General features: G+C 64.4%; 18 protein-coding genes, 1 tRNA gene and 2 pseudogenes. 12 read left to right on the top strand and 9 right to left on the bottom strand.

All coding sequences use genetic code 11. The features are described from left to right. Positions 1 to 50: 50 nt before the first annotated feature. The 3 genes from SD72_RS18190 to SD72_RS06760 all read right to left on the bottom strand — a co-directional run bounded on the left by SD72_RS18190 (position 51) and on the right by SD72_RS06760 (position 2,852). Positions 51 to 530 carry a hypothetical protein gene (locus SD72_RS18190; protein ID WP_232299667.1) on the bottom strand — a complete coding sequence of 160 codons (480 nt, stop codon included), beginning with the start codon at positions 528 to 530 and terminating at the stop codon, positions 51 to 53. Positions 531 to 645: 115 nt separating this feature from the next. Then, a complete protein-coding gene (locus SD72_RS06765) occupies positions 646 to 2,238 on the bottom strand; it encodes an MFS transporter (RefSeq protein ID WP_042543662.1) in 1,593 nt (530 codons plus the stop codon). Next, a complete protein-coding gene (locus tag SD72_RS06760; protein ID WP_042543661.1) occupies positions 2,238 to 2,852 on the bottom strand; it encodes a TetR/AcrR family transcriptional regulator in 615 nt (204 codons plus the stop codon). Before SD72_RS06760 ends, SD72_RS06765 begins: the two co-directional genes overlap by 1 nt. A 171-nt stretch (positions 2,853 to 3,023) precedes the next feature. On the opposite strand from SD72_RS06760, the gene rraA reads away from it, so the two are divergent. Continuing rightward, positions 3,024 to 3,494 (top strand): ribonuclease E activity regulator RraA, encoded by a 471-nt coding sequence (gene rraA, locus SD72_RS06755; protein WP_042543660.1) that lies wholly within the window; start codon positions 3,024 to 3,026, stop codon positions 3,492 to 3,494. Positions 3,495 to 3,583: 89 nt separating this feature from the next. Here the strand turns inward: rraA and SD72_RS06750 are convergent, their stop codons facing one another. From SD72_RS06750 to SD72_RS06740, 5 genes and pseudogenes are all read right to left on the bottom strand, one after another. Next, positions 3,584 to 4,480, bottom strand: a complete 897-nt coding sequence (locus SD72_RS06750; protein ID WP_042543659.1) for an NUDIX domain-containing protein — start codon at positions 4,478 to 4,480, stop codon at positions 3,584 to 3,586. Between the two features lie 32 nt (positions 4,481 to 4,512). Continuing rightward, positions 4,513 to 5,082: a hypothetical protein gene (locus tag SD72_RS18695; RefSeq protein ID WP_420038419.1), complete on the bottom strand. Its 570-nt coding sequence runs from the start codon at positions 5,080 to 5,082 to the stop codon at positions 4,513 to 4,515. Positions 5,083 to 6,176: 1,094 nt separating this feature from the next. Beyond that, positions 6,177 to 6,680: pseudogene (locus tag SD72_RS18690) on the bottom strand (hypothetical protein); the annotation flags it as partial. A 336-nt stretch (positions 6,681 to 7,016) separates the two neighbouring features. Then, a complete protein-coding gene (locus SD72_RS18455) occupies positions 7,017 to 7,142 on the bottom strand; it encodes a hypothetical protein (RefSeq protein ID WP_269745568.1) in 126 nt (41 codons plus the stop codon). Between the two features lie 15 nt (positions 7,143 to 7,157). Then, positions 7,158 to 9,554, bottom strand: a complete 2,397-nt coding sequence (locus tag SD72_RS06740; protein ID WP_052492531.1) for a glycoside hydrolase family 3 C-terminal domain-containing protein — start codon at positions 9,552 to 9,554, stop codon at positions 7,158 to 7,160. A gap of 103 nt (positions 9,555 to 9,657) precedes the next feature. On the opposite strand from SD72_RS06740, the pseudogene arfB reads away from it, so the two are divergent. The 3 genes and pseudogenes from arfB (at position 9,658) to SD72_RS06725 (ending at position 11,005) form a co-directional block, all read left to right on the top strand. Then, positions 9,658 to 10,079, top strand: a pseudogene (gene arfB, locus SD72_RS06735) (alternative ribosome rescue aminoacyl-tRNA hydrolase ArfB). Between the two features lie 26 nt (positions 10,080 to 10,105). Further along, the gene (locus SD72_RS06730) at positions 10,106 to 10,492 is read left to right on the top strand and encodes a hypothetical protein (RefSeq protein WP_042543657.1); all 387 of its coding nucleotides are present in this window, start codon (positions 10,106 to 10,108) and stop codon (positions 10,490 to 10,492) included. Between the two features lie 99 nt (positions 10,493 to 10,591). Then, positions 10,592 to 11,005, top strand: a complete 414-nt coding sequence (locus tag SD72_RS06725; RefSeq protein WP_042543656.1) for a hypothetical protein — start codon at positions 10,592 to 10,594, stop codon at positions 11,003 to 11,005. Positions 11,006 to 11,032: 27 nt separating this feature from the next. Here the strand turns inward: SD72_RS06725 and SD72_RS06720 are convergent, their stop codons facing one another. Beyond that, positions 11,033 to 11,404 (bottom strand): DUF2200 domain-containing protein, encoded by a 372-nt coding sequence (locus tag SD72_RS06720; protein ID WP_042543655.1) that lies wholly within the window; start codon positions 11,402 to 11,404, stop codon positions 11,033 to 11,035. 114 nt (positions 11,405 to 11,518) lie between these two features. On the opposite strand from SD72_RS06720, the gene SD72_RS06715 reads away from it, so the two are divergent. The 8 genes from SD72_RS06715 (at position 11,519) to SD72_RS06680 (ending at position 26,167) form a co-directional block, all read left to right on the top strand. Further along, positions 11,519 to 11,890, top strand: a complete 372-nt coding sequence (locus tag SD72_RS06715) for an SdpI family protein (protein WP_052492530.1) — start codon at positions 11,519 to 11,521, stop codon at positions 11,888 to 11,890. Positions 11,891 to 12,055: 165 nt separating this feature from the next. Continuing rightward, complete coding sequence (locus SD72_RS06710; RefSeq protein ID WP_042543654.1) at positions 12,056 to 13,588, top strand: class I adenylate-forming enzyme family protein; 1,533 nt, start codon at positions 12,056 to 12,058, stop codon at positions 13,586 to 13,588. Continuing rightward, positions 13,585 to 14,961, top strand: coding sequence for a beta-ketoacyl-[acyl-carrier-protein] synthase family protein (locus SD72_RS06705; RefSeq protein WP_042543653.1), 1,377 nt, complete (start codon positions 13,585 to 13,587; stop codon positions 14,959 to 14,961). The genes SD72_RS06710 and SD72_RS06705 overlap by 4 nt, the downstream gene beginning before the upstream one ends. Positions 14,962 to 15,002: 41 nt before the next feature. Then, positions 15,003 to 16,205: an acyl-CoA dehydrogenase family protein gene (locus tag SD72_RS06700; RefSeq protein WP_042543652.1), complete on the top strand. Its 1,203-nt coding sequence runs from the start codon at positions 15,003 to 15,005 to the stop codon at positions 16,203 to 16,205. Between the two features lie 228 nt (positions 16,206 to 16,433). Next, positions 16,434 to 16,510 (top strand) — tRNA-Pro (locus tag SD72_RS06695). A 919-nt stretch (positions 16,511 to 17,429) separates the two neighbouring features. Further along, positions 17,430 to 18,074 carry a tyrosine-type recombinase/integrase gene (locus SD72_RS18685; protein ID WP_084766858.1) on the top strand — a complete coding sequence of 215 codons (645 nt, stop codon included), beginning with the start codon at positions 17,430 to 17,432 and terminating at the stop codon, positions 18,072 to 18,074. A 377-nt stretch (positions 18,075 to 18,451) separates the two neighbouring features. Beyond that, positions 18,452 to 21,958, top strand: coding sequence for an SIR2 family protein (locus tag SD72_RS06685; RefSeq protein ID WP_198141897.1), 3,507 nt, complete (start codon positions 18,452 to 18,454; stop codon positions 21,956 to 21,958). Between the two features lie 603 nt (positions 21,959 to 22,561). Further along, complete coding sequence (locus SD72_RS06680) at positions 22,562 to 26,167, top strand: hypothetical protein (RefSeq protein ID WP_157000491.1); 3,606 nt, start codon at positions 22,562 to 22,564, stop codon at positions 26,165 to 26,167. Positions 26,168 to 26,270 lie beyond the last annotated feature (103 nt).

The following is a 26,270-nucleotide window of genomic DNA, read 5'->3' as shown; positions in this document are numbered from 1 at the left end:
CCCCGAAGGGACCCGCTCGCGGTGTGAGGGGCGTTCTCGCCGCCTACGGGCTATGCCGCGAAAGCCGCGAATGCCCCGCTTGCGACCCCGGTGAAGACACCGAATGACGCGAGGAGGATCATGAGGATGATCCCGAGTGCCGCCAGCGCGAGAATGGCTGCGTTGAGCCAGACGCCCCAGAGCGCCAGTGTGCGCTCAGGGGTGTTGCGCTTGAGTGCAATCGAGCCGAGCACCAGCCCGACGACCGGCGCGATGAGCGTCCAGCCGCTGATGATCGACGCGATGCCGAGCACGAAGCTCGCAATCGAGAAGCCGTAGGCGTGCTTTCCTGGGGCGAGCTGCGGATTGACCGGCTGCTGCGCCTGGGGCGCCTCGAACTGTGGCGCGTACGGCTGCTGCGGCGCGTACGCCTGCCCCGGTTCCCCCGGTGCCCCCGGTGCGCCTGGTGCGGTGTAGCCGGTCTCGCGAGCTGAGGGGTCCATCTGGGCGACCGCTCCGGTGAACTTCGGTGTGTGTGCGTCGGTGGTCATGATGACGTTCCCTTCTTCCCTACGCTTCCTTGATATATCCAGAGTATGGGCCGAGTCTGCGTCTTGCGTCCTGCCCAGGTGCCGAGCTGGCTGGTACCCAGGTACCGGATGGTTGTTAGTGGCCGCCCTCGGACACGTCCGTGCCCTTGGGGGTGAGGAAGAAGACGAGCGTTGCGATGGCGAGCATGGTCAGCCCGCCGATGATCCCTGTCGTCTGCATCGACTCGGTGAAGGCGTCGCTTGCGGTCGCGAGGAGTTCTGGGAGCCCGAACTCTTCGGCGATCGCGGCGGCTGCGCCGAGGGAGTTGTTCGCCTGCTGGGCGCCCTCCGCGCCGAGACCTGCGAGCTCCGGCGATCCCGAGATGCCAGCGCGGTAGAGCAGGGAGGCGATGGATCCGAGGATGGCGACGCCGAGCACTGAGCCCAGTTCGTACGAGGTTTCCTCGAGGGCTCCTGCGCTTCCGGCCTTCTCCTCCGGCGTGCCGTGCATGATCATCGCGGATCCGATCGCGAGCGACCCAGTGCCGAAGCCGACGAGCGAGAGCGCGAGGATCACCGTGACGTTGGAGAGCTCGCCCGGCTGGACTCCGATGGCGACCATGCCGATGCCGGCGAGCGCGATGCCGCCTGCGAGTACCGCACGCGCACCGATGACCCGCGCGAACGGGGGAGCGGCGAGTGAGGCGATCGCGCCTGCGATCGCGACGGGGACGAGGCGCACGCCGGCCTCGATCGGGGTCGCGCCGTCGACGATCTGCATCCACTGTGCCAGGAGCAGCAGCGCCGCTCCCATGGCGAACGAGGAGCCGAGGGCCGCGATGATGCCGGCGGAGAACGGCCGGTTCTTGAAGAGCGCGAGCTCGAGCAGCGGTGCGCTACTGCGGAGGCAGCGGATCACGAACCAGGCGAGCAGCACTACGGCCAGCGCGAACGCGATGAGCGCTGCTGGAACGAGGAAGGTTGCCGCAGCGGCGAACTTCTTGATTGCCCAGACGGCGAGCGTCATGCCGGCGAGCGAGAGGATCGCTGCGATGAAGTCCCAGCGGCCTGGGTTCTTCACCCGTGATTCGGGGAGCACGATGATGCCGGCGATCACGCCAACGACCATCAGCGGCACGTTCACGAGGAACGCGGCGTGCCAGGAGAAGTGCTCGAGGAGTACGCCGCCGACGAGTGGCCCAACCGCGGCCCCGAGGCCCGAGACGGCAGCCCAGATGCTCAGCGCCGTCGCCCGTTCGCGTGGATCGGTGAAGAGCACGCGGATGAGGGAGAGCGTTGTCGGCATGATCATTGCGCCGCCGATGCCGAGCAGCGCGCGGATCATGATGACCGATTCGGCACTGTTGGCGAAGAGAACGAGCAGCGAGGCGAGCCCGAAGATGGTGTAGCCGAGCATGAGCATCCGCTTGCGGCCCCAGCGGTCGGCGAGCGCCGCGAAGGAGACGAGCAAACCAGCGAGCACGAGCGCGTAGACGTCGATGATCCAGAGCTGCTGATCCGAGGTGGGGTGCAGCTCGGCGGCCATCCGCGGGAGCGCAATGTTCAGGATGGTCATGTCCATCATGATCACGAAGAGGCTCGCCGAGAGTACGACGAGCGCTCCCCAGCGGCGGGCGCGGCTCACAGGGGCCTTGGTGCCGTGCGGCGGGGCCGCCTGGGGTGTTGTGCTCTGGCCAGCGCTCTGGCTTGTCGCGCGTGAGTCGTTCATTATTCCTTGGGTTCCCCCGAGACGTTCTCGGTCGTTGGTGTGGTGGTTGGAGGCATGGGGAGACCGGCGAGGGCCATGACCGTGCGTGTGATGGCTTCCCTGCCCGGGTGGTGGCCGCGGAGACCGGCGTGCATGGTGGCCCCGTCGAGGTAGATGGCGATCGCTTCTGCGCGTTCGCGGTCGATGTGTTCAGAGAGCATGTCGATGAGGTGGTTGCTCCACCGCAGGGCGAGTGCTTGCATGCTCGGGGTGTTGATGCCGCTCGACATGAGTGCGATATCGGCGTGGACGGCTCGCGGATCGTCGAGGTATTTGAGGAGTTCGGTGATGGCGTCTGTCGGATCGGTTTTGAGCGTCTTGAAAAAGGGCTCGATCGCGGCGAGGGACTCGTCGATTTCCTCTGCGAGCTGGTTGAGCGCCGCCTCGCGGAGCTCGTCGATGGAGGAGAAGTACTGGGTGGTGGATCCGAGCGCGACACCGGCGTGCGCCGCGACGGCTCTGTGGGTGAGCGCGGCCGGGCCGTCCGCGACGATGATCTCGGTTGCGGCGTGGATGATCGCGCGGCGCCTGCGCGCAGGGTCGCGTTTGCCTGGCGTGAGTGGTGCGTCGGTCACTGTAGCTCCCCGTTCCTGTACTTATGTACATGTACATTTGTACATTACAGGTCGTAGCCACGCAAGTCCGTCCCGCGGTAGCGTGGAGTCGGCGGCAGAGTCGCCGCCCGCAACACGGCACACATCATCCGAGCCCGTTGCGTGTCCGACCGAGGAATGAGGCCAAGCCAGATGGATACCATCAGCACCGCAGATCTGTACGACGAGCGGGGCCGCGAGCTCCAGTCCGTGTCGCTACAGTTCCAAGATTGCGGTGGCGACACGAGCTTTAGTGGCACCGTTCGCACCGTGAAGTGCTTCCAAGACAACGCGCTCCTCAAGAGCGTGCTGTCGACGCCGGGCGACGGTGCTGTGCTCGTCATCGATGGCGGTGGATCGCTCGAGACCGCACTCGTCGGCGACATCATCGCCGGTCTCGGCGCCGACAATGGGTGGGCTGGGCTGATCGTTCACGGCGCAATCCGCGACCGCGTCGCGATCGGCACGCTGCCGCTCGGCGTGAAGGCCCTTGGGTCCAACCCCGCAAAGTCCACCAAAACCGGCAGCGGGGAGACCGACGTGCCGGTGAGCTTCGGCGGGGTCACATTTACACCCGGCGCGACCGTCTGGTGCGACGCAGACGGCATCCTCGTCGAGCACTAGCGCAGCGCGCGACCTGGTGAGGAGTTCGCAGCTCAGCCCGTGACCCGGGGAAGGGTTCGCCGCGCTCCGCGCCCTAGCGCCCTAGCGCGCTACCGTTCTGAGCGGTCGAGCAGGTCGAGCAGCTGCTTGGAACCGCGCGCGGTCTCCACGCCAACGGCCGCGCAGCGCACCCGCAGCTCGGCGTCGCTCGTGACAACCACCCCGAGGCCGCCGCGCTCGGTGAGGGCCTGCGCTTCGGCGACAATGGCATCGTCGCCGGAGGTGAGAGCATCGATGACCCGCACATTCTCGGTCGTCGAGATCCCTCGCGCCGTGCTCTCCGTGATGAATACCCAGTCGGGGAACACGAGCCCGCCGTGCAGGTCGGCCGGCATGTCGAAGAATGCGGGACGCACTCCAGCCCCCGAGCGGGCGTGCGCCTCGATGCGGTCGCGGAGCCGTTCGGTGGATCCCTTGCGGTCTTTCCACCACCCGTCTGGCACGGTGCCGACGACATTCGCAGCGTCGACGAAGATGGTGGGCGTGCGGCGCACGATCGGCCGCAGTAGCTGCCATGTCGCAGCGAACGCTGGGTGTAGCGCCTTCTCCTCGACCGCATCGACCGGAACCCATTCGAGCGCGTGGCTCTCGGGGTCGGTGATTTCCGGGGTGAATGGTGTCTTCACATCGGCGACAACGGTTGTGTACGCCCAGCCGCCGCGCTCGAGCACGTGTGTGTACCGCGGCGTCACTGCGTCGTCCGGAACTCCCGCCTCTTCCTGCGACTCACGGATGGCGCCGGCGATGGCGGCTTCGCCCTGGTTGAGTGCGCCGCCGGGGATGCCCCAGGTGTTGCCGTGGTCGCTCCAACTCACGCGATGCTGCATGAGGATAGCGTCGAGTTCGCGGTCGTGGGCGAGTAATCCCGCCGCGCCAAACTTGCCCCAGTAGCGGTTGCCGTCCGCGGCCGTCACCCACGCATCGCCCGGGTCTCGAAGGTCGCTCATGCCTCCCAGACTACCGGGCCGGGCGGGCGGGCTCACTGCAGCGGATGTTTGGGGGGCTCGTGACTTGTGGGGCCGGGTGCGTTGAGCCTCGCAAAGAATGCGTCGGTGTCCGTGTATGGCAGGTCCTCCGGAGGACTATCGGGCCCGCGGCGGGAGCGGCCGGCGAGCGTCACCGCCGCAACTGTCAGGGCTACGAGTACCGCGACACCAAGCAGGATCCAAGGGCTGGTGAGCACGCGGCCGGGCGCAAGTGGCGCGACGCCGTCGGCGAGCTCGGACGCCCCGGCGGCGAGCTGCTGGGTGCCGTCGCTGAGTGTCTGCGCCCCAGTCGACGCTGCCTGCGCGCCGGTGTTGAGCGTTCGCGAGCCTGTCCGAAGCTGTCCGAGACCGTCATCGAGTGTCTCTGCGCCATTGCGCAGCTCTCTCGACCCGTCGCGGAGCTCCTCCGCGCCATCGAGGATCTCGCCGATGCCGTCGTCGAGGCGTTCCGAACCATCCCTGATTGTGACGGAGCCCTCGGCGAGCTCGTCGAGCCCGGTGTGGAGGCGGGACGACCCATCACTGATTCGCCCGATGCTCTTCGGCAAGGGGGTACGCGCCATCGCGGACTCCGCCCGGCGCCCGATGCGAGCTCGCGCGCGCCGGCATTGAGTTCTTGCCCGCCGCTGGCGAGATCCCGCATCCCTCTACTGATCTGGCCCGCGCCGGCGCTTGTCAGCTCCGTCCCGTCCGCGAGCTCAAGGAACTCTTCGAGGAGCTCTCGCATTCCCTCCGCGAGGTTCGGGCCACCGGCAGCGAGCAGCGGGGCGTTCTCGATGAGGTCAACGGCCCCATCGCTGAGGAGTTTCATGCTGCCTGGCAGCTCGGCAACACCGTCTACGAGGTCGTCGATGCCCTCTCCAAACCTGGCGACTCCCTTCATGAGGCGTTCGGTGCCTTTCACGAGCTCTGTGGCACCAGGGACGAGTTGTTTCATGATGTCTTCGTTGACTCGATCGAGCCTGTCGATGTTGTCCTTGATTTGTGCGGTAAGGCTCTGCCATCCGCCCGCAATGAGTATGTCATTCGCCCGCGCAATCTCAGTGACCGCAGCAGATTGCTCCGCGTGTGCGGTGTTGGTGGCGCCCGCCGCTGCGGCGGCGAGTGCCTGGAGCTCAGCGAGTTGCTCGCCTCCGAGCGGCGCTTCCGGGTCGATCGTTGCGAGACGGGCGGAAAGCTCCTCGGTCGTCGCGGCCGCTGCCCCGACCTGCCCGGCCGCTGTCCCGGCGCTCGTGCGAGCCTCCGTTGTTGCCGTGCGCAACTGGTCGACGCTTGTCTGGATCGACGAAGAGGAGGTCGTCACCGCTCCGAGGAGGAAATTGAGGAGCCCGACTGCGGCGGGAAGGCCCTCGACGCCGGCGTGCAGTTCGCCCACGCCCTCATCGAGCTCAACGAACCCCTCCTCAAAGCGGTCGATACCGTCAAGGAGGTCTACAAGCCCGGCGTCGAGGAGGAGTACCCCGTTCGACATATCGATCACTCCGGGCAGGTACTCTCCCAGTCCGGCTGAGAGTTGATCTGCTCCTTGGCTGAGTTGGCGCACCCTTGGCTTGCGGTTCTGCACGCGGTCGTTGATTTCGGTGCTCCCCGCTGCGAGCTCCCGAGCGCCTCGGTTGAGCTGCCCGATGCCGTCGATGGCGGCGCGGGTGCCGGCATACAACTGCTGCGACCCGTTCGAGAGTTCGTCGCTCCCGGCTGCGAGCTGTTGCGCCCCAGCGAGCGCCTCGCCAGCACCGCTTTCGAGTTCTGCCGAACCGTCGTGCAGTTCTGACGTTCCAGCTGCCGCCCGTTCAGCACCGTCCGCGAGCTCCTCGCTGCCGTCTTTGGCGGTCTCGGCTCCGGTGTGGAGGCGCGCCGTGCCGTCCGCGAGCTCTCTGCTGCCCGCGTACAGGCGGGTGCCACCGGACGCGAGGAGCAGGCTGCTGTCGAACAGCTCGTCCGTTCCGTCGGCGAGCTGCTCCAGCCCTGCGGTGAGGTCTCCAGCGCCAGCAGAAACCTCCGCTGCGCCTGCCTCAACGAGGCCCGTGGCATCGTTTACGCTCGCGCTCGCGGTGAGCGCGAACGCTGAGGTGCCGATCAGCGCGAGCCCCAGCACGCCAGAGAGGATCGTAAAGGCTGGGATTCGCCGTGCCTGCGGTGTTGGCTGGTCTAGGTGACTCATTGTTCACTACTCCGTTCTCTCCACTCCCGAGCAACGTTGGTCGGCAGGTGCCTGGCAACGCTGCCCGGCTGGTGACACTGCACCCGAGTGTAGGCACGCGCGCTGGCGCCGTGTCTGGGTGCAGACAGGTTAGTACTTTTCACACAAATGATACCTATTTGACCGGGGTTTGTGTGACGATCGAGACATGACCCTAGACGTCGGGCACCCGCAGACATAGACCCGCAGACGTAGACCAGCAGATCTAGAAGCGCAGACCTGCGCCCGCAGGGCTCGACCCGCATTCTTTGCCGGCATCGAAATCGGAATCGGGGTTCGCGCGGGGCCGCGGCTTGGTTAGTGCTCGGTTGAGCGGTGCGCGCGCCAGGCAGCGAAGAGTCGTCGTAGCCCTGGGAAGAATCGACGGTTCACCATGAGGAGCAGCCCGTCGAGCATCTCCTCGTTCATCAGGCCGCCGCTCATGCGCGAGACGGAGCGCTAGGGGAGCTCGAGGATGAAGCGCGTGTTGTTCGCCTGGAGCGGTTTGCCGAGCGCGAGCAGCACCGCACGACTTCTGTGTGCGATGAAGTAGAGCAGACCAGCAAAGCCGCCGCGACCGCGGCCCTGCTCGATCGTGTGTGCGCGGGTGAGCGGGCCGCCGGCCTGCCAGTTGGGTGGGGGGAGTGGCATGCCGATCAGGCCCTCGAAGTCTGCGGCGCTCACCAGCTCGACGTGGCCGCTCACGTAGTGCGGTGAGAGCGCTCCAGCTGGGGCGCCACGGCCAGCCGACGCGCTGTCCGCGCTCGCGGTGCGGTGCGGGGCGCGGCGGCCCTGGTGGTCTGCATCGACGGAGAGCTGAGCCTCGAGCCTAATGTCGCGCGAGGAGGCGGCCGCCTGGATCGTGTAGGTGCCTGCGATTCGCCGCCAGTCGCGGTCTTCGCCGTGAAACACGTCGAAGGCGTGCGCCGAATACGCGATCTTCACCGTGCGGCTCTCGCCGGGGAGCAGGGCGACGCGGGCGAAGCCACGCAGTTCGCGAACCGCGCGGAAGCTGTGCGCCGCGCGGTCTGGCGCCTCAACATACAGTTGCACGACCTCGCTGCCCGCGACATCGCCCGTGTTTGTTACGGTGACGCTCGCGTGCTCCGCACCCGGTTCGAGGTTGGAATAGCTGAAGCTCGTGTAGCTCAGGCCGTGGCCGAAGGGGTAGCGCACCCTGGCGTCTACCTTGTCGAAATAGCGGTAGCCGACGTAGATGCTCTCACGGTGCTCCGCGGTCGCCTCCGCCTGCGCGAAGGCCGGGGCCGACGGCACATCCTCGTAGCGCAGCGGGTAGCTCTCGGTGAGCTTGCCGCTCGGGTTTACCTTGCCGGTGAGGACATCTGCGATCGCCCTGCCGCCGCCTTGGCCTGCGAGGTAGCCGTGCACAATCGCTGCAGCCTGCTCCGCGAACGGGAGCTCGACGGGGGCGCCGCCTGCGAGGACACACACGACAGGTATCCCGAGCGCTAACAGCTCGTTGGCGAGCTCGAGCTGGTTGTTCGCGAGCCGCATGTGGCTGCGGTCGAGCCCTTCGGACTCCGCGGATTCGTCGAGGCCGAGGAAGAGCAGGATGATGTCTGATTCGCGCGCCAGCCGGAGTGCGCCGCGTGCGCGCCTGCGGGAGCGGGAGTCCCGCCGTGAGAAGCCGGGAGCGTAGCCGACGATGTTCACGCCGGACTCCTGTAGCGCGTCGAGGGGGCTGTCGAGTCGCGTCGGGTTCACGAGCGAGCTGCCGGCGCCCTGGTAGCGGGGAGTGCGAGCGAAGTCGCCGATCACCGCGACCCGCGCCGCGCTTCCCTGCGCGAGCGGGAGCGTGCTGTGACGGTTCTCGAGGAGCACGATGGAGCGGCGTGCGGCCTCGACGGCGAGCTCGTGGTGTGCGGCGTGGAGGTGGGCGCTCGCCGACCCGGTGCCGGCTGCTCCCGAGCCGGCCCGCGCACGGTGCGCCGCAGCGCTCGCGGCCTGCTGCTCGGTGGGTTCCGTCCGGTCGATGAGTTGGAGCACTTCAGCTACCCGCTCGTCGAGGACGGACTCGTCCACCGCAGCCCCGGCGAGCGCGCGGAGAATGTCGCGGTCGGTTTCGCCGTCTGTCGATGGCATCTCGAGCGCGTTCCCTGCAAGCAGGCCCTCGACGCGGTCGTGGTTGCCGCCCCAGTCGGTCACGACGAGGCCATCGAACCCCCACCGACCGCGCAAAATGTTGGTGAGCAGCTCGCGGTTCTCGTTCGCGTAGGTGCCGTTGACCCGGTTGTACGAGCTCATCACGGTCCACGTTCCGCCCTCGGTGACCGCGATCCTGAATCCCTCAAGGTAGATTTCGTGCAGTGCGCGCTCGTCGACGATCTCGTCGATCGTCATGCGCCTGCTCTCCTGGCTGTTCACGGCGAAGTGTTTCGCGGCGGCCGAGACGCCGTGCGACTGCACGCCGCGAATAAAGCTCGCCGCGAGCTTGCCCGAAACGAGTGGATCCTCTGAGAAGTACTCGAAGTTGCGGCCAGCGAGTGGGTTTCGTTTGATGTTCAGGCCGGGGCCGAGAAGCACGCGGATGCTCTCCGCCGCGGCCTCGGCCCCGAGGGCGGAGCCGACAGCCTCGAGCAGCTCCGTGTCCCAAGAGTTCGCGAGCGTTGCCGCGGTGGGGAAGCACGTCGACGCGATGCTCCTGTTGCGGCCGAGGTGATCGCCAACGGTTTCCTGTTTGCGCAGGCCGTGCGGGCCGTCGGAAAGCATGATCGAGGGGATCCCGAGCCGCTCGACCGGCTTCGTGTACCAGAAGTTCCGGCCAGACATGAGCGAGGCCTTCTCGGCGCGCGTGAGCGCGCTGAGCAGGTTTTGGTACTTCGCTGGAGCCGCCACAACCGTCAGTGTAGGCAGATACGTCCCAGGGGTAAAGGCCGCCAGCTCAAGTCTGTGCACGCGCGAGGGGCGCGCTCTCCCGGGGCTGTGCCATCCTGGATGCATGGATCTCGAGGTCTCGCGGAAGCTGACCATCCCTGCCGCGGAGCTCGGATGGCGATTCTCGCGATCCTCTGGCCCCGGCGGGCAGCACGTGAACACCTCGGATAGCCGCGCGGAACTCACCTGGGACATCGCGGCGTCGAAGGCGCTCAGCGACGAGCAGCGCGAGCGGCTCCTCGACAAGCTCTCTGGCAGGCTCGTTGGGGGCACGCTCACGGTTGCCTCGTCGGAGCAGCGATCGCAGCTGCGCAACCGCGAGAACGCGCTCGAGAAACTCCGCGGCATCATCACGGCAGCGTCGCGCCCGACGGGCCGAAGCGGCGCCCGACGAAGCCGAGCCGCGGCGCGAAGCTGCGCAGGCTCGACGCCAAAGGGCAGCGCTCGCAGGTGAAGAAGAACCGGCAGCGGCCAGGCTATGAGTAGCGGACCCAAGAGAGAGGCGGCAGCCGATGCCACACGCTAACGCGGCATTCCCGCTCATCAGAAAGCGCGCGAACGCGACCCTCCGAGCCGATAAGCTCGGAGACTTCTCACGCACCCGCGACGGCATGATCTGGGTTGGTGGGTGGATCGAACTCGGCACCGACCGGCTGATGTTCTCTGCAAACCGGGTGAACCGGGTCGTGAACAAGCCGGTGCTCGGCGAGTCCTACGCGACGATGATGGATTTCGGGGTCAGCCTCGACGGCGACTTCGAGATCCGCGTACACCCCACGTTCGTCACGCGAACCATTGAGCTCGTGCTCTCCGACGGCACACAGATCGGTTTCAGGTGCTGGGGATCCCGCCGCCTGGCCAAGGAAATTGCCGCGCGGCAGCAGCGCCTGACCGAGTGATGCAGCTTGTGAGCGCGCAGGCAGGAGACCCACAGCGTCCCGGACCGTAGGATGAGCACATGTCCTGGATTCGCCGGGCGAAACGAAGGGGACATCACAATGGGAGCATGGGGAAGTGCGCCGTGGGACACCGACGGCGCGGCTGACTGGTTCGGAAACGTGTTCGCTGGCATCGACATCGATGCGCACATCGACGAGGCCTTCAAGTACGAGGACGACTACGACAAGATTCGCGCAGCTGGCTACCTGCTCGCAGTGCTCGGGCGCAGCATGGTCTGGCCAGGAGACCTCGAACGACTCGACGATCACCTCGAGCAGGGCATTGAGCTGCTCTCGGAGATGGTCGAGCCAGGCTCAGACTTCCGTGAGCTGTGGGAAGACGACGCCGACGTGATCGCGGCCGTCCGCGACGAAATCGCCGAGCTCGAGGCGCGCCTCGACGGTGACGACGAAGACGAAGACGAGGACGAAGACGCGGATGACGAGGACGACGACGCGGACGACGACGAGTAGCGCACCCGCTCGTGAGGGCTCCCCGCGCTAGGCCGGTGCGGGGAGCGTGCGGCGGATCTTCTCCATCGCCTTGCCCTTGGCGAGCTCGTCGATGAGCTTGTCGAGGTAGCGGATCTCGAGCATGAGGGGATCCTCGATCTCAGCGAGCTTCACACCGCACACCGAACCGGTGATCGCCGCGCGGGCCGGGTTCATCTTCGGAGCATCGCGGAAGAACTCCTCGAGGTTCACCTCGTTGCCGGGCGTGATGAGCTCGTCGAGCTGCGCCTGCGAGTAGCCGGTGAGCCACAGGATGAGCTCGTCGACCTCGGCCTTCGTGCGCCCCTTGCGCTCGGCCTTGTTCGTGTAGTTCGGGTAGAGCTCCGAGAACGCGAGCTTAAAGATGCGGTGTCCAGCCATGGGAACAGGATACGTCGCGCACATGAGTGCGGGTTCCACCCGTGGGTGGTGGTGGGGGCGGCGGCCGAGTGCGTAACGTCGGGTATTCCGACAGTTACCGCAGAGAGGATCCCCATGGTCAGCTTGATTGTCGCCGCGCTCCTCAGCATCGCTGGCGGCGCCCTGCTCGCACGGTGGGCGCGCGCCTGTCGCTTGGGGACGTTCCGCCGGAACGCGGTGTTCGGCTATCGCACGCCGCGCACCCTCCGAGACGACGGCGCGTGGGTCGCTGCGCACCGGGCGGCAGCGAGCTCCATCGGGATCGCGAGCGGCGGCGTGCTTGCTGCCGGGGCCGCCGCGCTCCTGCTCGCTGCCTACGGTCTCGGCGACGCTGTGACGCTGCTCATCTCGCTCGCGTTCCTGTGGGCGCTCCTCTGCGTCGTGGCGGGCGGTTTCCCCGCAGCGCGCGCGGCGAAGAGCGCGGTGCGCGAGGAACTGGGTGGTTAACGGGAGCGAGGTGAGGCGAACGAGATCTGGCCCGGACGCTATGCGGCCCCGGCCCGGCTCGGCAGTTCCGCGGCTGTTCCCTGGCTGCGAACCGCCTCAGCCCGGTGACCCGGGAGAGCGTATGCTGGACGGAGTTCAACTAAGCCGAGCGTGAGGAGCTCACGGGTGCCGATCACGCAGACCATTCTGGAGGTCGCCGCGCGTGATCCCGAGCAGCTCGCGATCGTCGGAGCAGGCGGCCGCCTGACCTACGCCGAGCTCGTCGCGGACTCCCGCCGCGTGTTCGCCGCTGTCGACGCGCTGCACGGTGCCCAGGCCGATCCGCCGGCTCCCGCACCCGAGACCGGCGGCATCCCGATCACCGCGGTGAGCATCGACTCCGCGTTCCACACGTCGCGCATCGTCGCTGGGCTTGCCGGCTTCAGGGCGGTGTCGGCGACGCTCGATCCGCGCTGGCCCCTCGCGCACCGCGTCTCCGTGATCCTCGCGACGGGCATCGGGCTCGTCATCAGCGATTCCGACGACCTCGCACCGGCGCTTGCCGTGCGCGGCTGGGCCGGCACGGTCGTCTCGCTCGCGGAGTTCCAAGAGCAGGAGGCGCGGCTCGATCCCGCCCCAGCGCCAACCGTGCGCGACGGCGGTGAGGCGTTCCTGCTGCTGTTCTCCTCGGGCACGACGAGCGACCCCAAGGGGTTCCTGAAGACGCGCGCGCAGTACCGGGCGAACGTCGCAGTCTCGAGCGCGTACCTCGAGCCGCTGCCCGGCGTCGCGACGCTCGCACCCGGGCCGGTGTCGTACAGCCTCACCCTCTACGCGCTCATCGAGTGCCTCGCGACCGGGGGAGCGGCGCACATGGCCGACGCCTTCGACGCCGTCGAGATGGCGCGGCGGGTGAGCGAGGAGGGGATCACCCGCGTCGTCGCCGTGCCCGCGCTCGTGCAAGCGTTGAGCGACGCCGCCCGCCGCGACAGCGTGGGAGGAGACATCGAACGCTTCGCCTCGCTCGAGCTCGTCGTCACCGGGGGAGCGAACCTGTCGGCCGCGCTCCGCGAGGGGCTCGCCGCGGTGCTGCCCGGCGTGCGACTCATCAGCTACTACGGGGCAGCAGAGATCGGCTTCATCGGCGACAGCCGCGGCGGCGACGGCACCCGCATCTCGGTGTACGACGGGATCGGTTTCGAGATCCGCTCGGCCGAGGGGGTCCCGGTGCCAGACGGCGAGCTCGGCACGCTGTGGATCGACGCCGCGGCCTGCTCCGACGGGTACCTCGCGGGCACCACCGACGAGGTGCTGCGCGGCCCAGATGGCTGGGCGACCGTGCACGACCAGGGGCGTATCGTCGAGGGCAAGCTCGAACTCGTTGGGCGCGCAGGCGACATCGCGGTGACCGGCGGGCACAAGGTCGCGCTCACCGAGGTCGAGCGGGCGTTCGAGGGGCTGCCACGGATCACGGCGGTGTGCGCGGTCGCGCTGCCGCACCCGAGGCTCGGCAGCGTCGTCGCGCTCGTCGTCGAGGGCCCGACCGACGTGGTGCCGCCGAAGGACGCGCTGCGCTTGCTCGCGAAGGAGCGGCTCGCCCCGCAGTTCGTGCCCCGCCAGTGGTACCGCATCGACGCGCTGCCGCGCACGGTGGGCGGGAAGATCCGCCGCGCCGAAACCGTTGCACTCGTCGAATCAGGCGGAGGGGAACGACTATGAACGGGCGACGTGTTGTCATCACCGGGCTCGGCGCCGTCACCCCGAGCGGTATCGGCGTACCCGAGCTGTGGAACGCGGTCGCCATGGGGCGAAGCGCGATCACGCGCCTCGAGGGCCCCGAGTTCGAGGGGCTCGCGGTGCGGATCGGCGGGCAGGTGCGCGACTTCGACGTCGCGGCGCTCCCCGCGCCTGGCATTGAGCGGACCCTCGCGCGGCGGCTCAGCCCCGTGCAGCACTGGGCGATCGCCGCAGCGGATCAGGCGCTCGCGCAGGCCGGGGTCGATCCGGCGCTGGCCGATGCTGATCGTGCGCAGACCGGTGGCAGCTCGGGCGCTGGCGCTGCGGGCGCTGGCGCTGATGCCGGTGATGCTGATGCCGCTGATGCCGCTGATGCCGGTGCTGCCGGGCCCGCGCTCCCATGGGACGAGGCGCGCGTCGTCGTGATCGCGGCGACCGGCTCCGGGCCCGTCGACGCGCAGCAGAGCGCGACCCGGGTGCTCGACGCCCGCGGCCCGCGCGCCGTTCCGCTCACGCTCTCGATCCACGGCGCCCCCGATTCCGCCGCCGCGCTGCTGAGTCAGCGCTACGGGATCCGCGGCCCCGCCCAGGGCATATCGGCGACGTGCGCGAGCGGCGCGGTCGGCCTCGGCGATGGGCTCAGGCGCATCAGGCACGGCTACGCCGACGCGGTGCTCGTCGTCGGCTACGAGGACTGCCTGAACGGCGTGAACCTCTCCTCGAACGCGAACATGCGGGCGCTCGCCGCAGGCTACGAAGACGCGCCCGAAACGGCGTCGCGGCCGTTCGATCGCGCACGCGCAGGGTTCGTGATGTCGCAGGGAGCTGCGGCGATCCTCATCGAATCGGAGGAGAGCGCGCTGGCGCGCGGCGCCGAGATCCTCGCGGTCTTGGCTGGCTTCGGATCCGCGAGCGATGCGCACCACCCGACAGCCCCGCACCCCGAGGGCCGCGGGGCCGCGCAGGCGGTGCGGGAGTGCCTCGCCGACGCTGGCGTCGCGCCCGAGGGCGTCGACCACATCAACGCGCACGGCACCGGCACCCCCGCAGGCGACGCCGCAGAGCTCCTCGCCCTCGAGGCCGCGCTCGGGGAGCACGCGCGGCGCACGCCGATCTCGGCGACAAAGTCGAGCACGGGGCACCTGCTCGGCGCGGGAGGCGTCGTCGAAGCGATCATCTCGGTGATGGCGCTGCGCGACCAGACACTGCCACCGACACTAAACCTCGACGACCCTGAGTTCGAAGGCTGGGACTTTGTCACGGGAAAGGCGCGGCCCGTTGTTGTCAACAGCGTGCTGTCGACGTCGTTCGGCTTCGGCGGGCACAACGGAGCCGTGCTCATCGAGCGGCCGTAGCCCCTGTACTGCTTACTTGAGAATCAACGATCGGAGAGAGAATGAGCGACCGAGAAGTGCGGCATGCTGAGCTGGCCGAGCGCTACCTGCCGGAGGAGCTGCTCGAACGGTTCCGCGAGCGGGCGGCGGTGTACGACCGCGAGAACAGCTTCTTCCACGAGGACCTCGCCGAGCTGCGCGACCAGGGGTATCTCACGCTCTTCGTGCCTGAGGAGCTCGGTGGGCCTGGGCTCACACTGAACCAGGTGGTCCGGCTACAGCAGCGCCTCGCGACGGCTGCCCCCGGCACCGCGCTCGCGATCAACATGCACCTCATGTGCACGGGCGTGATCCGCGCGATGTTCGAGCGCGGCGATCACTCCCTCGACTACGTGTTCGACGAGGCCGTCGCCGGCGAGATCTTCGCGTTCGGCATCAGCGAGCCCGCGAACGACTGGGTGCTGCAGGGCTCGAAGACGAAGGCCGAGCCGCAGGATGACGGCGCCTACCTGCTCTCCGGCGTGAAGATCTTCACGTCGCTGTCGCCGGTGTGGACGAGGCTCATCGTGCACGGGCTCGACCAGACCACCGCGGGCACGGACGCCGAGACGCTCGTGTACGGGTTCCTTGAGCGCACCCACGAGGAGGCCGCTGCCGGTGGCGGCGCGGGGATCACCGTGTCGGATCAGTGGGACGTGCTCGGCATGCGGGCCTCGCAGAGTCGCGCGACGATCCTCGACGGCGCGCGCATGCGGCCCGAGAAGGTGGGGCGCAAGATCCCTGCCGGGCGGCACCCCGACCTTCTGACGTTCGCGATCACCGCGAACTTCCAGCTGCTCATCGGTGCCGTCTACGCGGGCGTCGCGCGCCGGGCGCTCGCTCTCGCGGCCACCGGCATGCAGAAGCGCCGCTCAGCGAAGGCGGGAACCTCGCACGCTGAGGTGCCCGAGGCGCGCGTGCGGCTCGCGGACGCGCACATGGAGTTCATGGCGGTGCCCGCGCAGCTCGACGCGTACTCGCGTGACTTCGACGAGCTCGTCGACCACGGGGCCGGCTGGCCGCTGCGCCTCGTGTCCGCGCGGCTGAACGCCGCGACTGCTGCACGCCGTAACGCTGAGACCGCACTCATGTGCACGGGCGGCTCCGGCTTCGACAACGTCAGCGAGCTCAGCCGCATCTACCGCGACGCGACCGCCGGCCTCTTCCACCCGCCGAGCGCCGACGCGGCGCGCCCGATGTACGCGGCGGCGCTGCTCGACGAGTAGGGCTTTGTTGTGACGGCCCGGGCTCGGTGTTTGCCGGGCTCGGGCCTTCGCTGTGCTTGGGGTGCGCTGTGGGGAGGCGGTGTGACTCGTGTGGGGTTTGCACGGGTGCCGCCGCCGAATCTGCGGGCCCGGCCGCCGCGCGTTCTTCGGTTCGCAAAAGTATGGCTAGAATAGAGAGGTTGCTTCGGCAGCGGAATCGGCCCCGGCCGGCACCGCTTGAAGAGACAACGGGCTGTGGCGCAGCTTGGTAGCGCACTTGACTGGGGGTCAAGGGGTCGCAGGTTCAAATCCTGTCAGCCCGACCAGAAAGTCCCGGAAACCTGGCGGTTTCCGGGACTTTTTCCGTTTGGGTAATGTTGACCTCGTCGTCACGAAACCATCATGCGCTCGTGGAGTAGGGGGACGTTTGGCCCCGCGACCCAGAAAGATGCGGTGCCAGCTGGTCGCAGCCAGCTGTTCTGGGAACGCGTGCGCAACTCCCTGGCATGCGCACACCATCTAAAATCCAGCCCGACCGTTCGCGGGTGCTGATGGCCTGTGCGGGGCTTTGGCTGCGGTCGTGGCGACGCGCCGGGAGCCGAAACCCGGAACCCGCTTTCGGTGATCCAAGACCTTTCTATCGCATAGGCGCGGTCATTCCAGAGGGATCGAGGGGTCTCGCGAACCGGCTTCTCGTGTCCGCCGAGGAACGCATTGACGCGAACGTGAGCGTCAGCGCAGTGTCTGGTGTCGGTGTGGAGGCAACCGCGCTGGTCTCGATTGAATAGTGGCAAAGGACGCCGTGGAATATGTGTGAAGAGGAAGCCTGTGTCGGCGAGATAGGTACCGTTCCTCGGGACGTTACGAACACTCGAGATCGATAGAAGACCTGCGGCAGGATGTGGGTTGCCATACGCAATATTCGGACCTGAGGTCCTCGCCCCAACGCACCCTCACCCTAATCGGGAGGCATCGACTTGCCGCATTGAGCGTCGATCAGAGATAACCTGTCAGACGTGCAGCGGAACGATTCTAAGTCTCGGCCGCGACAGCCTCGAAATTGGCCCTCACGACTACCCAAACCACTCTAGCATCGTATCATCAGCCTCCGATTCGCCTGCCGGTGGGGGCCACAGCGCATCAGCTACCACCTCGGAAATCCCTCGATCGACGATGGACCACGTCTCTAGACGCCGCCGCTCAGTCCGCACGCCTGACGTCCTCTCCTAGGCTGAACTAAAAGCCATGTGCGTAGGTATCAAGCTGTGGGAACGTCGGCAGATTGAGGCAGGCCATTGGGCTGATGGACAACTTAGGCAGGTCGTGGAGGTCATGCTCGGTACCTCAGTGCGCATCGGTGAAGTCCTCGCGACCCGGCTCTGCGAGCTCGACCTTGATGCGCCGATCCCGTTGGTGCGGATCTCAGGAACGATCGTAAGCCGGAGGGCTGAACCCACCCACCGGCAGGATCATACAAAGACGGCTCGATCTGTACGTCGGGTTGCGCTACCCTTGTTCCTGATCCGAACGGTCCAAACGCGTCCCAAGAAGATCGGCTTTACGCACACTGACGCGCTGCTGTTCGCGACACGCCTCGGGACACCGCACACAACCAAGAACGCCCTCAGGTACCTTCGCGACGTGGTGGAGCGGGCTGGAGTGCCTGATTTCACTCCTCATCGGTTCCGTCGAACCGCGGGGACCGCGAACAACGAGTTCGGGGGACGACAGCTTGCGTCTGAGCTTCTTGGCAATACTGATCCCTCGATTACTCCCGAGCACTACATCCGCCGCAACGAGATCGTGCACACGCGCTTACCGCCGGTTTCCTGGAGCGGGCGTTCGGAAAGGCGAGCTGATCGTCCATCAGCCGTTACAGTGTCACGGTGATGAAGAACAAGCTCCGCTGCGAAGAGATGTTCCGAGGACGTTTGGGGGCAGCCTGCCTACCATCTGCGCGACTTGAGTCAGACTGTCGCTCAGTCGGGAATATTCTCGGTGGACATCTCGGAGCGCTAGTCTGCACAACGCGCGACCATGAACGAAAATGCGCTGGGTATGACTTGCATCTAGCAGAGGATTTTCCGATAGGACGTAAATCTGAGTCTAGCGCCTGTTAGGGTCTATACGCCTTGGCGGTATTCGTCTCAAGAGCCATGTCAGCATAGTCGAGGGTGGGTTCGAGATCCTCAACGACCCGCCCACGGCTTCTTCGACTCTGCGCATCTCGCGATGAGAGAATTGACAAGATGAGAGGGGCAGCCCGGATGACCAGCGAATGGAGTTCCGATGGCGTTACGCTTCCCCAGAAAGTCGAGGAAGCATTCCAATCTGACAGGCTTGTGTTTTTCTGCGGTGCAGGAGTGTCTTCTGCGAAGCCTTCCGGGCTGCCCGGCTTCAGGGGCCTCGCCGAGGACATCGCGCGAACGCTGGGTCATTCCGCTCTGGTTCCTGCAAACGAGAATGTGCCCGTGCAGTTCGACGTCATCATGGGGCAGTTGCACGAGATAAGTGGAGACATCCACCGCCGAGTTAGCTCTCGCCTTGAAACGGCAGACATTCCGAACTCCTACCACCGTAATATCTGGAGGATCGCGACAGCGCAGGGCAAAACCCCGAGGATCGTGACCACCAACTTCGATTTTCTCTTCGAGGCCGCGCTGGAAGAACTTTGTCTTGAGTCGCCTATCCATGTTCCACCTATGCTGCCGCTAGGAGATGACTTCTCTGGTCTGGTACACCTGCACGGTGTTTTAAATCCTCTGCCCACGACACGTATGGTTCTCACAGACCGAGACTTCGGTCGTGCATACATCACCGACGGTTGGGCGACGCAGTTTCTTACCCGCCTGTTCGCTCGGTACACCGTGGTGCTGATCGGGTACAGCGCAGAAGACACGATCATCCAATACCTAAACCGCGCGTTGCCGAACAACGGCGAACGGTTCGCATTCACCAGGAGCGCTGAGGACTACGAACTCTGGAACAGGCTAGGTATTACCCCTATTCCGTTCCCTTCCCCTGACGAGAATCCGTTCGGCGCGCTGGAGTCGTTTATCGGGCGCTGGGGCAACCGGTTGACGGCCTCGGCCAGTCAACGCTTTGATGAGATCACCGAGTTCGTCGCGCGCGGACCAGAAGCTGCCGAACAGGACGCTCTCGAGACTTCCTGGACGCTGAACGACCCCGAGCTCGCACGATACTTCCGCTCGAAGGCCTGCTCGTCGAACTGGCTCAAGACGTTGGACAAGTTACAAATCTTGGACCAGCTGTTCGATCCCGAGGGGGAACGAGACGCCGGGTTACACGATTGGTCCGAGTGGGCGTGCGCATCGATCGACGATGACGACGGCGCCGCGTTACTCGCTGTTCTTGCCCTGCACCAGGGAAAGCTGCACCAGCACCTCTGGTTCCAGATCTGGCACAAGGTTCTCAGTGATTTCAATGGCTCGCTACACCACCGACAGCTGATCTTTGTTCTCGCCGTCTCACAGCAGCCCCAAGAGTCAGACCGCCTCTCGATGCTGCTGCCTCGCGTGGTGGACACGGATCCGGAAGTAGCGGAACTCCTTCTACACCACATGCTCACGCCTCAGCTTCGGTTTAAGGTCCGAAGCGGTTGGGCTTTCCGCGACGATTCCCTTGAGACGCGCCTCCGCTTGTGGTGGAGGACGTCGTCTATCCGGGATGCCTGGCCCAAGCTCATGCCGAGACTCTCAAACCGAACACATATGCTTTCCGTTGTCCTTGACCTCATTCGTACCGTCGAGAGGACCGACGCGTTCTTCACTGGCAGCGGGCCAGAGAACGCAATATCGGTGCGTCGAAGCCAGGTCGAGTACGCGGAGCGATACGCTCGAGATGATCCCTACATCCTCGTCGTCGATATCGCCCGCGATCTTCTCCGCGAATCAGTGCGTGATCACGGTGTGTCAGACGCCACTCGCTACTTGGATGACCGCTCGGAGATGATTCGACGACTGGCGCTCGACGCGCTCGCGGAGGCCCGCAGCACCGACGCCGATGCCCTCATCAAGATCCTTATCCAGCAGGCTCTACCGTTCGAGTACCGGAGCAGGCCTGAAGTGTTCCGCCTTATGGCGGCCATCTACAAGAATTCCGCCACGACGATGCGGCAGACGTTTCTCGACTACATCCAAAACGTCACCCACTCGGAGTCCGAGATCGAAGTCAACGACTATGACCGGTACAACATCTTCGTCTGGCTCACCGACACCGTCGCCGCGGACGACCCGGTCCATGCCCTTCGACACGAGCTCGAGCGTAAGCACGGCTACACGCCGGACGAATATCCCAACCTCACGTCAGTCGTGCAGGTCTCGTCTCGGTCCGATCCTCCTCGAGAGGTCGAGGGCCGTTTTCGCTCTTTTCTCGCCGTGGATGTCGTCCGCCGACTGCTCGACGATCGGACACTCCAGGACGAGCACTCTAGCGGTCCAACCCTTCGAGAGCTTCACGACTACCTAGAGCAGAACTCTAGCGCCCATTTTTCACTCCTCGATGAGATGGCCATGCAAGGAGCCTGGAATGCATCTGCATGGAAGATCGTTCTCCAGCACCTTGTGCAAAGGTCGAGTTGGACTGCGAGTGATGTACTTCAGCGGCTGCATCTGAACGCCGAAAACCGATCAGAGATCGCTGCCAGGCTCGGCTTCTCCGTCGCCTATCCCGAGAACGAACTTAACCGCCCGCTTAACAACGAAGACGAACGATCGCGCCTGCTTTTCGGACTGTGGCGTACCGCCGTTCATGAGAATGGCACCGAGGTCCCAACCGACGCATCAGGCGCCCGAGCAACAGCCCGTGGCTCCCTTGCCCACTACTACACCGAGACGTTACTTCGCATCGCGCAACAACGCGGCGACAACGCCCGGATCTCAGAGGAGGGAATCGAGTGCCTGCAACAGATCCTGCACGCTCAGGATGAGAATCTCGCGGATCCGAGTCCAATGATGCTCGCCGAGTATGGCCCCCATCTTCAGGTCCGCGCTCCAGATTGGTTCAGCGCACACCTTCTCCCACGTTTCGAGGATCTCGGCTCAACCCCTCAGGCGACAACACTTTGGGCAGGGTTGCTCGCACGAAGATTCCCCGGACCTCGACTTCGCGACAGCCTGCGCCACCAGATCCGCACCGCGTGGCCCCACGTGACAACAAACATTCCTGGTTCGACCGAGGCTTTTATCCAGCTGCACGCCATCTGCTTCGCATTCGATTTCGGCGCATCTAATCCTGACTGGGCGGATGCCTTCCTCGCCCATGCTCCTGAATCAGAACGCGCGCGCTGGATTCGATCAGTAGCCCACTACCTTGATCAGAATGGCGAAGCCGGGATATTTCAGGAGCTCATCTTTGCGCACTGGGAACAACGCCTCGATGGGCAACCTCCGTTGTCTGAGACAGAGCAACGAGCTCTGCTGCGTTGGCTAACACTTCCCAATATCGATGTCCCAAGGGCAGCGGAACTCTTCGTTCGCGGCCCTGCCGTAGCCGTCAGTGAAGACGACCTCTACGACTATTACGACCTCGACCGTTTTCCACATGAGGAACACCCTGCCCACTACGTACGCGTCGCGAACCACCTCATGCAGAAGAACATCTCAGCGCCGCCGTTCGTCGAACAGCTCGTCGCTGCGGCGACCAAGATCGCGGAAACCGATCGATTTCTTGCAGAGAAGACCTTCAACGCGCTGCTCAGCCTTGGCTATTCGCCTGCACGAACACACCTAGAGATACTCCAGACACCATCGTGATATCAAGCTGAGGTCCAGGAGGAGAATGCTGCTGCCCCTGCCCCTGCCCCTGCCGCAAGTGCGCGCTGCAGATCGGATGGCACCGAACATTCAAACGCCTCGCCGCTGCCAGATGTCAGTGTTCTCCGCCTACCGGCCGCGTGTCGGCCGGTAGGCGGGCAGCGGATCAGTGATCCTATAAGTACGATGTCAACTCCACGAAGCTAGACGGTCAGCCGCATGTTTCCATCAGTCAGGAACCATGATCATGAAGCACAGGCTCCCGTCACCCCGCTTCATGCCACACCCGTTCTTGAGCGCCTTCTGGTGCGCAGAATTGTCAAGATGAGGAGTCCTAGCGATGGGGTTCCCTCGGATGGCCGAAGCCCCCATCGATCGCCGTCACTTCGGCGAGATGTGCGCGGCTCCTAACCTCCATCCCGAAATGCTATTCTCTCAGTCGTCATGATGGCGAGAGACCCAAATCAACGATGACTAAGGACACATAGCGATGCTCAAACTGATTCCTGCGTGTGATGCACACGTTCCAGTTCCAGGATCATATTTCACGCACCATATTGTCCACGCTGGGGCGGTTGTGCTGCCTCGCCGGAGGATCCGACCGTGACTGGCATCCGTGTAGAAGACATTCCTCAGCGTATAGATGGCCCTTCACTTGTCGCTGCTGCATCCGGATTGATGCTTCTCCCCACAAACGCCCCACGATACGTCCGACTTCATCGACTCGCCGCGCTGGGGATGGCGTTGCCCGACCACGGGGCCGGTGCGGTAAGTCCGAGTGCAATCCGCTCTGTTCTGAAAAGGGATGACATCGGTGGGCCAAACGTCCTGTTGCTCGAAGACCCATATTCGGAAGTGTTTGTCCAGAGCATCACTTTCTTCGGCGGGCCCTACCTCGTATCTGGGGGCTCTGGCGAACACAGCGTCTCCAATCTCGAGAATCTCATCGAAGCGGGGTTCGGTGAGCCCTGGATGTCGCAAAAGCTACGAGCACTCGCCCGTCAGCTAGTCCAAGGCATGCTCACCGTGAGCGACATTGTGCTCAAGAGGGCGGGGCTCGCGCGCGGCACCGAACCCGCAGGGTCGGCGCGAACTCCGGTGGATGTACCTGGAGCGGCCCGTTTGAGTGAGCTCACTAACGCAACGTTCATCTCGAATGAAGAGCTCGAGGCACACGGCCCTTGGCTCCGTATGGTCGTGGACACATTCGCGCTCGATCCGGGAGACTTGAAGAATCCTTGCCTAGATGATTACACCGACGACCGCCTCTACGCTACGCCATTCCTCAGAACCGCCGAGGGATACCGGGTTGTGTTGCCGCTCGACCTTGCAATCTCGATCAGGTTCCATCTGCTTCGATATGTCACGCAAGAAGCTCAACTCGCAGAGTTTGGGAAGCGCTGGCGCGAGGCAGCCTTGCGGCGGTTGATGAGGCTTTTGCCTCCAGATACTCCACTCGCAGAGTTGGAGCACTGCGAATCCTTCAGCAGGTATCTCATCAGCATTGACGACAAGCGAGACCTTCACTTGGTGCTCGCGACAGATCCCCTCGTCGATTGGGAAGCGGAGATCTGGGGCCAATACAACACGCACCCGACACTGGAACAGCTCGCGGATTTGATGAGCCCCGAGGCTCGAGCCGGATACTCCTCGGCCGAGGATATGATCCACCTGGTCGTAACTGATAGTCCGGGGCGCGGTGCGTTCTGGGGAGTGCCGAATGTGGAGGATTCGGATCCGATGCTGATAGCTCGTTCAAGTGATCTTGAGGTCATGCTGCATCAGGAAACAGATGGTTTGCTAGGACTGCTGTTGTTTACCCAAGCTGTCGAGAACCGACCGGGAGACTCGATGTCGTTCAGCATTCTCGACGAGTTCAGTTCTTATGCTCAGAACGACAAGTCTTTCTACCTATCGGATGACCGGCCAGCAACCTTCACCTCTTTCCAGACAGGAGAAGGTCTCTCTCCGGTGCTGAAGTTCTTCAAGGAGACGGATCGGCACGGTGTGGTTGCGCCAGTTCCCGGTGCTCCGATCATCCAGGTGCAGCGCCGCTACCAACTGGATGCGCCAGAGATATTTGTCACTCGTCCGAATACTTCGTACATCGGATCTGTAGTGGAGCTCGATCATAAGACGATCTTCATCACTCTCAACCCTGGCGCCGAAGAGTTTGTAGGTGTCGAAACCGATCTACTTGATTGTGTGGCTTACTGGGTTCGTGAGTGCGCAGCGCGTGCCGCTGTGACGCCTGCTTCTGACGTGGAAGAGCTCGTCCTGTCGGTGAGTGATCCGGAATTGTGGAAGAAGGCTGATGTGCGGTCCACGACAGATTCGGCCGTGCGTGCACGACAGACAGATCGAGGGCTTGCCCTAGAGTTCACCTACGCCTTCGCAGCTCAACTCCAACAGCCCAGAAACACAGCAGAGCGTGAATTGGTGGCGGTGCTCCTAAGTAGGCTGTTTGGAGCGGCCAAAGATGTCCTTGCGGAGATGCTCGACCTAGTCGCCCCCGAGGGTGGAAAGCGAATGATCAATGTTTTCAGCCAGGACCACTCGCCTGACATGTTGGCGGTGAACCTTCCTCGGCCGTTAAAAGGCCATGAGCAGGTCGACGCCCAGCTGCTGGATGGCCTCGGCGAGTGGCTAACATCACCCACAGGCGGTGGCTTCTCCACCGGTACCTTCGCAGATAGGGACCGAGTTCGAGTACTCAACTCTGCTGTCTCCCACCTATTCAAGTTACTTGAAGATGACGTCGCAGTATTCGATCGAAGCAACCTAATTGACTTTTTGGTCGCCCAGAATGAATCGCTTCTGCACAGCGCCAGACTCAGCAGCACGCTGTTAGCAGCTCGCTTGGCATGCTTCGGAGAGCAGTCACACACAGTCACAGAGCTCGTAAAGCATCGGAAGGAGATCGCCGCCGCCCACAGAGCGAACCGATTCCTGATCGAATACGCCGCTGCACAGCCGCCGGCCGGAACGCGCGTTATCACCATCCTCGACTACTACCGCATTCTAAGCATCGCTAAAGAGATCGGTGAGCGAGGAACGATCTCAGATTTTCTACACCACAACCTCGCCGACTTCCAGGTCTCAATCCTTGAATCTGGTCGACTTGGTGTCAGCCGCGAACAGCCTGTGATGGCAGCGATGGAAAAATACTCCGCCAGTTCAGGCACGCGCGCAGTTCGTGATGCTCTGCGGGACGATGCCCAAGAAAGCTTCTCCCAGTTCGATGGTGAAGCATTCATAACAAGTAGCAGCCAAGCCATGAACGCAGAGTTCGGGTTCACTCTCGGTGATCTCCGTGAAGTGTGCGGTGGCTTGCTCGACTTGGCAACAGCAGATCGGGTTACGCGCATCGATCGCGCGACCGCCATCACCAAGATCGCAGCGAGTAGAAACATGTCTCAGGAAGCGGTGTCCACAGTCGTCTCCGCGATCACCCTCACGCCGAGGTCGTGCTTCCTCAGCATCGGACAAGACGCGTGGCCATGGCGCTTCAACCGAGACATGTCGTACATCCGTAGGCCGTTAGTTCTTCAAGGTAACGACCTGGTGTTCGGATTCCGCGGTATCTACAGATTGGGCGTTTACTGGGCAGACAACCTACGGTCGGGCAGGCTGCAGGGCCGGGCCAAGAGTATCGAGATGCAGCACTTCATCTCACGAGCCAGAGGCAAAGTTAACGATGACTTTGCACGTCTTGTGGCGGCCCGGTGTCAGCAGCTAGGAATGGACGTGCGTGTCTCGGTGAAGAAAATCGGTAAGAATGTTATCGCTGATTCAGCAGGGAATGAGCTTGGCGACGTTGATATCCTCGCAGTCCACCCCAGGACACGCTCCATCATCGCTGTCGAGGCAAAGGACTTCGAGATTGCCCGAACTCCAGCGGAGATTCATAACGAACTGCAGAAGCTCTTCCTGGGAAAGAAGAACAAGAAGTCCACAGTAGAACTTCACAGCAGGCGTATTGATTGGTTAAGAGAGAACGTTCACGAAGTGGTCGCAGCCTTGGGACACGGTAATGACGCATCAGGGTGGCGGGTAGTCGGCGCGGTGGTCACGAGTGACCCCTTGCTCACTCCTTTGCTTCACGAGACCCCGTTTCCCGTGATCCCGTTCGATGACCTTGAACTCAACTCCCTAAGCCCCAGCTCGATGGGTAGGACTCCAAGAAGCAAGAGAGGGGGAAGGGAATGAGAATGAAGCACCGTCTTCGGGACTACCAAGAAGCGAGACCAATCCGGGAGCAGCCTTCGACCACGCGATCAGGCGAAGGCCGACTATCAATTACTCCGGTGTT

Origin of the sequence: Leucobacter komagatae (assembly GCF_000834055.1) — a bacterium.
In the GTDB taxonomy this organism is placed as follows: domain Bacteria; phylum Actinomycetota; class Actinomycetes; order Actinomycetales; family Microbacteriaceae; genus Leucobacter; species Leucobacter komagatae_A.
The sequence above is the reverse complement of the archived record's forward strand: the minus strand, read 5'-3'. Positions and strand labels throughout refer to the sequence as shown.